Origin of the sequence: uncultured Sphingomonas sp. (genome assembly GCF_937859915.1) — a bacterium.
Classification (GTDB): Bacteria; Pseudomonadota; Alphaproteobacteria; order Sphingomonadales; family Sphingomonadaceae; genus Solisphingomonas.
Window position 1 is genome coordinate 19439 of the sequence record NZ_CALMAW010000126.1, and the last position, 7779, is coordinate 27217.

The window sequence follows — 7779 nt, forward strand, 5'->3', positions numbered from 1 at the left end:
GGGGAGGGGAGTTCAGGCGCCTTGCCTCGTCCTGCGGAGCCAGCGTCACCCCACGCTCCCCTCGAGCGAAATCCCCAGCAGCTTCTGCGCCTCGACCGCGAACTCCATCGGGAGCTGCTTGAGCACCTCGCGCGCGAAGCCGTTGACGATCAGCGCCACCGCGGCCTCGGCGTCGAGCCCGCGCTGCATCGCGTAGAAGAGCTGATCGTCGCTGATCTTAGAGGTGGTCGCCTCATGCTCGATCTGCGCCGACGGATTGCCGACCTCGATATAGGGCACGGTGTGTGCGCCGCACTGGTCGCCGAGCAGCAGCGAGTCGCACTGGGTGAAGTTGCGGACATTCTCGGCGGTGGGCCCGACGCGGACCAGCCCGCGATAGGTGTTGTCCGAGCGGCCCGCCGAAATCCCCTTCGACACGATCGTCGAGCGGCTGTTCTTGCCGAGGTGGATCATCTTGGAGCCGGTGTCGGCCTGCTGGCGGTTGGTAGTGACCGCGACCGAATAGAATTCGCCGACGCTGTTTTCCCCGGCAAGCACGCAGCTTGGATATTTCCAGGTGATCGCGGAGCCGGTCTCGACCTGCGTCCAGCTCACCTTGCTGTTCTTGCCCTGGCAGAGCGCGCGCTTGGTGACGAAATTGTAGATGCCGCCCTTGCCCTCGGCGTCGCCGGGATACCAGTTCTGCACGGTCGAATATTTGATCTCGGCATCGTCGAGCGCGACCAGCTCGACCACGGCCGCGTGCAGCTGGTTCTCGTCGCGCTGCGGGGCGGTGCAGCCTTCGAGATAGGAGACGTGGCTGCCCTTGTCGGCGATGATCAGCGTGCGCTCGAACTGGCCGGTGTTCTCGGCGTTGATGCGGAAATAGGTCGACAGCTCCATCGGGCAGCGTACGCCCTCGGGGATGTAGACGAAGGTGCCGTCCGAGAAGACCGCGGCGTTGAGCGTCGCGAAATAATTGTCGTGCTGGGGAACGACCTTGCCCAGCCATTTGCGGACGAGATCGGGATATTCCTTGATCGCCTCCGAGATCGAGCGGAAGATCACTCCCGCGCGCTCGAGTTCGGCGCGGAAAGTGGTCGCGACCGAGACCGAGTCAAACACAGCATCGACCGCGATGCGCCGGCCCTGCGGCATCGCGTCGGTATCCTCGACGACGCCCGCGAGCAGCTTCTGCTCCTTGATCGGGATGCCGAGCTTTTCGTAGGTGCGCAGAATCTCGGGATCGACCTCGTCGAGGCTGCCGAGCTTGGGCTTGGCCTTGGGCGCGGCGTAATAGAAGGCGTCTTGATAATCGATCGGGGGAACGTTGAGCTTGGCCCAGTCGGGCGCCTCCATCGTCAGCCACAGCCGGTACGCCTTGAGGCGCCAGTCGAGCATCCAGGCAGGCTCGCCCTTCTTCGCCGAGATGAAGCGCACCGTGTCTTCGCTCAGACCCTTGGGTGCGAACTCCTGCTCGATGTCGCTCGAAAATCCCCATTCATAGGTGGAGAGCTTCTCGGCGGCGGCGATCGCTTCGAGATTCTGGGTGGCCATTACGCGATACTCATGGAGGTGATCTCGGCGTGCTCGACGGGCGCCGGGGAGGGCTCGGTCAGCGACGACAGGCTGACCGCGGAAAAGGCGCCGCGCACGGCGTCGTTGACCACGCCCCAATGCGGCTTGACCCGGCACGCCTGTTCGAGCGCGCAGTCGTGGCGGAGATCGTCGACGCAGGTGGTCAGCGCGATCGGCCCCTCGACCGCCTCGACAATGTCGGCGAGGCTGATCGCCTGCGACTCGCGGGCCAGCACGAAGCCGCCGGCGGCACCGCGGGTCGAGGCGAGCAACCCGGCGCCGGCAAGCTTGCCCATCAGCTTCTGCGCGGTCGGCAGCGGCACGCCGGTCTCGGCCGAGAGCAATGTCGCCGACAGCTTGGTCGCCGGCGCATGGCGCGCCGCCGCCGCCATCATCACGACGGCATAATCGGCAAGGCTCGACAATCTCACCGCAACACCAGGCGCATCTGCGATCCATTCTCAAATCGGACCGATTTGATCCGGATTGCCATGTGGTCCCGCGAGGCGACCGGGTCAAGGGTCAAGCCGGTCCAATCCCGTTCGTGCCGAGCGACGTCGAGGCACCATGCCCATGCCGTCCGCTTCACCCCGGTCCCTCGACGTCGCTCGGGACGAACGGTCGAGGGAGATGACAGAGCGGCGCGGTCGCGGTAGCGCCGCGCTATGGCGCTCTACCCCCTTCTCCGCCCGCTCATCTTCCGCCTCGATGCCGAGCGCGCGCATGGTCTGTCGATTGCCGCACTGGAACGGGCGCCGAAGCGCACGGCGCCGCGCTTCGATCCGCGGCTAGCGACGCAGGTCGCGGGGCTCGACTTTCCGTCGCCGGTCGGGCTGGCCGCCGGGTACGACAAGGATGCGCGCGTGCCCGATGCGATGTTGGGTTTGGGCTTCGGCTTCGTCGAGGTCGGAACGCTGACCCCGCTCGCACAGGCGGGCAACCCGCAACCGCGGCTGTTCCGGCTCGCCGAGGATCGCGCGGTGATCAATCGCATGGGGTTCAACAATGGCGGGCAGGCCGCCGCCTTCGCGCGTCTGGCGGCACGTGAGCGGCGCGGGATCGTCGGAATCAATGTCGGTGCGAACAAGGAGTCGGTCGACCGTGTCGCCGATTATGCCAGGGGCGTCGTAGCAATGGCGCCGGTCGCGGACTATCTCGCGATCAACATCTCTTCGCCCAACACGCCGGGTCTGCGCGCGTTGCAGGAGGCGGCGGCGCTCGACGAGCTGCTCGCCGCGGTAATCGAGGCGCGGGGGCCGGGCGGTCCGCCGATCTTTCTCAAAATCGCGCCCGATCTGGATCCGAAGGACATCGATGCGCTCGCGCGCGTGGTCGTCGATCGCCGGCTCGATGCGCTGATCGTCGCCAACACGACGATCTCGCGCCCGCCGCTGTCCTCGGCACATTCCGGCGAGCAAGGCGGCCTGTCGGGCGCGCCGCTGCGCCCGCTTGCGCTCCAGCGCCTGCGCGACGTCCGCCACGCGACCGGCAGCGCGATCCCGTTGATCGCCGCGGGTGGCATCGCGTCCGCCGCCGACGCCTATGCGCGGATCCGCGCGGGGGCGAGCCTGGTCCAGCTCTATTCGGCGCTGGTCTATGAAGGGCCGGGGCTGGCGAGGCGGATCGCGCGCGAACTGGTGCCGCTGCTCGAACGCGACGGATTTGCCAGCGTCGCGCAGGCGGTCGGCGCCTGAGCGCGCGACGCGTCAGCCGAACGGCGCGACGACGAACTCCGGCAGCGCCTCGGCGCGTGCGGCAAGCGCTGCGAAGGCAGGATGCGTCGCGGGGTCGATCGTGCCGGGCAGCATCTCCGCGACGAAGCGCCACGCGACCGCCGCGGTGACGTCCGCCTGCATCGGCCGGTCGTCCAGCAGCCAGCCATCGCGCTCCCCCGCCGCCGCGTCGATCAGTCGGCAGGCGGCGGCGAGCTGGCCGGTGACGCGCTCGACCCACGGTTCGTGCTGCTTCTCGGCCGGGCGGAGCCGGCGCTCGTAGACGATCTGCACGGCCTTGTCGCACGCCGCGAGGCCAAGCCCGACGAGATGCTGGTTGCGCGCATGCGCGGCGAGATCGGCCGGCTCGAGCCGACGCGCCGGGTCCGCACTGCGTTCGAGATGCGCCAGGATCAGCGACGACTCGATCAGTACGACGCCGTCGTCGGTGACCAGCGTCGGCGCCTTGACCACCGGGCTGATCGCCGCGAACGCATCATAGTCGCCGAACACCGACAACGGTTCGTGCGCGAAGGGCAGGCCGAACCAGTGCAGCGAAATCGCGACGCGCCGGACATAGGGCGAGTCCAACATGCCGATCAGCCGCATCATTGCCTCCACAAGCGCCGGTCGGTCGAGCCTAGCAGCGGATCCACGGCCGGCAATCATATGTTGGCTTGGCGCGATGGACGCGATGGCGCAAAAGCGGCCGGTCGTGCGGAGACCGACAGGAGAGGCCATGCGACAGCTCGAACATTTCCCCAATCTGGTGACGATGTTCTTCGTCCGCGCCGCCGAGAAGGGCGAGGCGCCCTTCCTGTGGCGCAAACAGGAGGGCCGCTGGGTCGCGATCAGCTGGCGCGAGGTGGCGGCGCGGGTGGCGGCATTGGCGGCGTCGCTCCGGCGACGGGGGCTGGAACCGGGCGACCGCGTGCTGCTGGTCGCCGAGAACCGCCCCGAATGGTGCATCGCCGATCTCGCGATCATGGCGGCAGGCTGCGTCACCGTCCCCGCCTACACCAGCAACACCGCGCGCGATCACGAACATATCCTCGAGAATAGCGGTGCGCGCGCGGCGATCGTCTCGACGGCGAAGCTCGCGACGACGCTGATTTCGGCGATCTTACGCGCGGGGCAATGCCGGTTGGTGATCGGCATCGACGCGATGCGGATCGGCCAGGCCGGCAGCTTCGCCTTCGCGACCTTCGACGCGCTCGCGACGCCGGCCGCTGATGGGGACGACGACGTCGCTGCCTGCGCCGAAGCGGCGCGGTCCGTCGATCGTGATTCGCTCGCCTGCCTGATCTACACCTCGGGCACCGGCGGCGCGCCGCGCGGCGTGCGCCAGCATCATGGTGCGATTCTGCACAATGTCGCGGGTTGCGCACGGATTATCTCGGAGGATTTCGGGTGGGGCGAAGAGATTTTCCTCTCCTTCCTGCCGCTCAGCCACGCCTATGAGCATAGCGGCGGGCAGCATCTGCCGATCGGGCTCGGCGGCCAGATCTATTATGCCGAAGGGCTTGAAAAGCTCGCCGCCAATATCGAGGAGGTGCGGCCGACGATCATGGTCGTCGTGCCGCGACTGTTCGAGGTGCTGCGCACGCGCATCGCCAAGGCGATCGTCAAACAGGGCGCACTGCCCGCCTGGCTGCTCGAGCAAGCCAATACCATGCCCGAGCGACCGCGGCTCTGGCAGCGGCCGATGGACCTGCTGCTCTCGGCGACGATCCGCAAGAAGGTGCGCGGACGCTTCGGCGGGCGATTGAAGGCGATGGTGTCGGGCGGGGCGCCGCTCAATCCGCAGGTCGGACGCTTCTTCGCCTCGCTTGGGGTGATGATCCTGCAGGGCTATGGCCAGACCGAGGCGGGGCCGGTGATCTCGTGCAACCGGCCCAAGGGCGGCATCACGCTCGACGGCGTCGGCCCGCCGCTGCACGGCGTCGCGCTGCGCATCGCCGAGGACGGCGAGATCGAGGTGCAAGGCGAGCTCGTCATGCACGGCTATTGGCGCAATCCCGAGGAGACAGCACGCGTGCTGTCCGCGGATGGGTGGCTGAGCACCGGCGACATTGGGCATCTCGACGGCGCCGGCCGGCTGGTCATCACCGATCGCAAGAAGGACATCATCGTCAACGACAAGGGGGATAATGTCGCGCCCCAGCGGATCGAGGGCATGCTGACGCTCCAGCCCGAGATCCTGCAGGCGATGGTAGCGGGCGACCGGCGGCCCTATCTGGTCGGGTTGGTCGTGCCGGACCCCGAATGGCGCGGCGCGTGGGCCGCAGCGCAGGGTCTGGCCGACGACGCGGCGCTGGCGGACGACCCCGCCTTCGGTCGGGCTATCCAGGCGGCGGTGGACCGGGTCAATGCTGATCTGTCCAATATCGAGAAGGTACGCCGCGTGCTCGTCGCCGACGCACCCTTTGCGATCGAGAACGAGCAGTTGACCCCGTCGCTGAAGATCCGTCGCCATGTGATCCGCGCCGCCTACGGCGTGCGCCTCGACGCGCTCTACAAGGCGGCGGGCTATTAAGGACGAGATCGGTTATCGTCACGCCGGCGCGAGGCAGGTGACGATGGCGGAATCCGGCTGACGGGGACCACCTAAGGCTTATGCACCTTCGCATAGGGCACGAAGCTGTTGAAGCTGCAGCTGCCATAAGGGATGCGCGACGCGGAATCGAAGATTTCGAGGATGTCGCCGGCGCATAGCGATGTACTCGGCGTCCGCGTCGCATAAGCGCGGTCTGCCTTGAGCGCGGCGCACTCATGCGGACGGTTGAGATAGTCCGCCGACCCCGCCATGCGATAATAGATCGAGCCGTCGTCAAAGGTCTGCGTGTCGATGATCCGCGTCTGGCTGATGCAGGGCACCGGCTCGCCCGCGACGCGCCCGGCAAGCAGTTTGTCCGGATTGGGGGCGCCCTTCGCATACGCCGTGCCCGTCGCCAGGATCGCCATCGTCACAAGCGCTATACCGATCCGCATCATCCGACTCCTTCTCGTCGCGACAACGCTTCGCGGCGCCATCCTATCCGGCGAAACTGTCCTTGGCGGCGCGGCGCTGGCCGAGCTGTTCGGCGGACGCGGCGCGCATGAACGGATTGGTCGCACGCTCGGCGGCGATCGTCGTCGGCAGCGTCGGGCGCCCCCCGCCGCGCCGCCGCTCCGCCTCGAACAGTGCGGCCCTGGCATCGCCGTTGGCGGGCTCGGCGACAACCGCGTAGCGGCCGTTGGAGACGGTATATTCGTGGCCGCAATAGACCCGCGTCTCGCCGGGCAGCGCGGCGAGCTTGGCCATCGCCGCGAACATGTCGGCGGGCGTGCCCTCGAACAGCCGGCCGCAGCCCATCGCGAACAGCGTGTCGCCGGTGAACACGGTCTGCGCATCGGGCAGGTGGATGGCGATGTGCCCCGCAGTGTGCGCGCCGACCGCAAGGATGTCGCCCGCGATCGTGCCGATGCGGACCTGCTCACCCTCGGACAGCATCACGTCGAGCGTCTTGATCTTGTCGGCCTCGGCGGCGGGGCCGCTGATCCGCGCGCCGGTGGCCTCGCGGATCGCGGCGTTGCCGCCGACATGGTCGGGATGCCAGTGCGTGTTCCACACCTGCGTGATCGTCCAGCCGCGCTCGGCGGCGGCGGCCAGCGCGGGCGTCGCCTCGCCGGGATCGACGACCACGGTCTCGGTGCTGACCGGATCATGGACCAGCCAGATATAATTGTCGCTGAGCGCGGGGACGGCGACGATCTCCAGCATCTTTGGCGCTAGCGACATACGACCTACCAGCTGCCGGTGTTGGGCATCGACGCCCAAGGCTCGGCAGGCGGCAGGCGGTCGCCGCCCTGGAGCAGCTCGATCGAGATATTGTCGGGCGTGCGGACGAACGCCATGTGGCCGTCGCGCGGCGGGCGGTTGATCGTCACGCCGGCGTCCATCAGCGTCTGGCACAGCGCATAGATGTCGTCGACGCGATAGGCGAGATGCCCGAAATTGCGGCCGCCCTCGTAGCTCGTCTCGTCCCAATTGTGGGTGAGCTCGACCTGCGCGTCCTCGTCGCCGGGGGCGGCGAGATAGATCAGCGTGAAGCGGCCGGCCTCGCTGTCCATCCGCTTGACCTCGCGCAGGCCGAGCAGCTCGAGGAAGCGGATCGTCTCGGCGGGATCGGAGACGCGGATCATGGTGTGGAGATATTTCATCGCGGCTATCTAGGATCGCCGGGCAAGGATGGGAATGGGGCGTCGCCCGGGATCGTGCCTAACCTCCCCATCTTCGTCATGCCGGACGTGATCCGGCGTCCTGCGACAGAAGCGGCAATGGTTGCGGTCCTGGATCCGGATCAGGTCCGGGATGACGGCTAAAGCGTGTCGCTCGACACAATAGGCGGCTCAGCGCCCCGCCGCCGGCGTCGCGGTCGGCAGGCCGCCGGTCTTGACGAGCAGCGCGCGCGCCTGTGCCGCCGCGTCGCTGCCCGGCTCGGCGGCGATCGCCCGCGCCCATTGGGAG

The 7779-nt window shown here is 67.9% G+C and carries 8 protein-coding genes; 2 read left to right on the forward strand and 6 right to left on the reverse strand.

Annotated features, from left to right (window positions below; all coding sequences use genetic code 11):
• Window positions 1-45: 45 nt before the first annotated feature.
• Together sufB and Q0326_RS16905 are read right to left on the reverse strand one after the other, a co-directional pair.
• Window positions 46-1536: a Fe-S cluster assembly protein SufB gene (gene sufB / locus Q0326_RS16900; RefSeq protein WP_298692743.1), complete on the reverse strand. Its 1491-nt coding sequence runs from the start codon at window positions 1534-1536 to the stop codon at window positions 46-48.
• Window positions 1536-1988, reverse strand: a complete 453-nt coding sequence (locus Q0326_RS16905; RefSeq protein ID WP_298692746.1) for an SUF system Fe-S cluster assembly regulator — start codon at window positions 1986-1988, stop codon at window positions 1536-1538. Before Q0326_RS16905 ends, sufB begins: the two co-directional genes overlap by 1 nt.
• Before the next feature lie 234 nt (window positions 1989-2222).
• Here Q0326_RS16905 and Q0326_RS16910 point away from each other — a divergent pair, with 234 nt between their 5' ends.
• Complete coding sequence (locus Q0326_RS16910) at window positions 2223-3251, forward strand: quinone-dependent dihydroorotate dehydrogenase (protein WP_298692750.1); 1029 nt, start codon at window positions 2223-2225, stop codon at window positions 3249-3251.
• A 12-nt stretch (window positions 3252-3263) separates the two neighbouring features.
• Here the strand turns inward: Q0326_RS16910 and Q0326_RS16915 are convergent, their stop codons facing one another.
• Window positions 3264-3878 carry a glutathione S-transferase gene (locus Q0326_RS16915; RefSeq protein WP_298692753.1) on the reverse strand — a complete coding sequence of 205 codons (615 nt, stop codon included), beginning with the start codon at window positions 3876-3878 and terminating at the stop codon, window positions 3264-3266.
• 130 nt (window positions 3879-4008) lie between these two features.
• Between Q0326_RS16915 and Q0326_RS16920 the strand changes: the two genes are divergently transcribed.
• Complete coding sequence (locus Q0326_RS16920; protein WP_298692756.1) at window positions 4009-5805, forward strand: AMP-dependent synthetase/ligase; 1797 nt, start codon at window positions 4009-4011, stop codon at window positions 5803-5805.
• Window positions 5806-5876: 71 nt separating this feature from the next.
• On the opposite strand, the gene Q0326_RS16925 is transcribed toward Q0326_RS16920, so the two are convergent.
• From Q0326_RS16925 to Q0326_RS16935, 3 genes are read right to left on the reverse strand one after another with little or no spacing between them, the layout of a single operon-like run.
• Window positions 5877-6260: a hypothetical protein gene (locus Q0326_RS16925; RefSeq protein WP_298692758.1), complete on the reverse strand. Its 384-nt coding sequence runs from the start codon at window positions 6258-6260 to the stop codon at window positions 5877-5879.
• 43 nt (window positions 6261-6303) lie between these two features.
• Window positions 6304-7032, reverse strand: a complete 729-nt coding sequence (gene gloB / locus Q0326_RS16930; RefSeq protein ID WP_298692761.1) for a hydroxyacylglutathione hydrolase — start codon at window positions 7030-7032, stop codon at window positions 6304-6306.
• A gap of 23 nt (window positions 7033-7055) precedes the next feature.
• On the reverse strand, window positions 7056-7472 hold the full coding sequence (locus tag Q0326_RS16935; protein ID WP_298692763.1) for a VOC family protein: 417 nt from the start codon (window positions 7470-7472) through the stop codon (window positions 7056-7058).
• Between the last annotated feature and the right edge of the window lie 307 nt (window positions 7473-7779).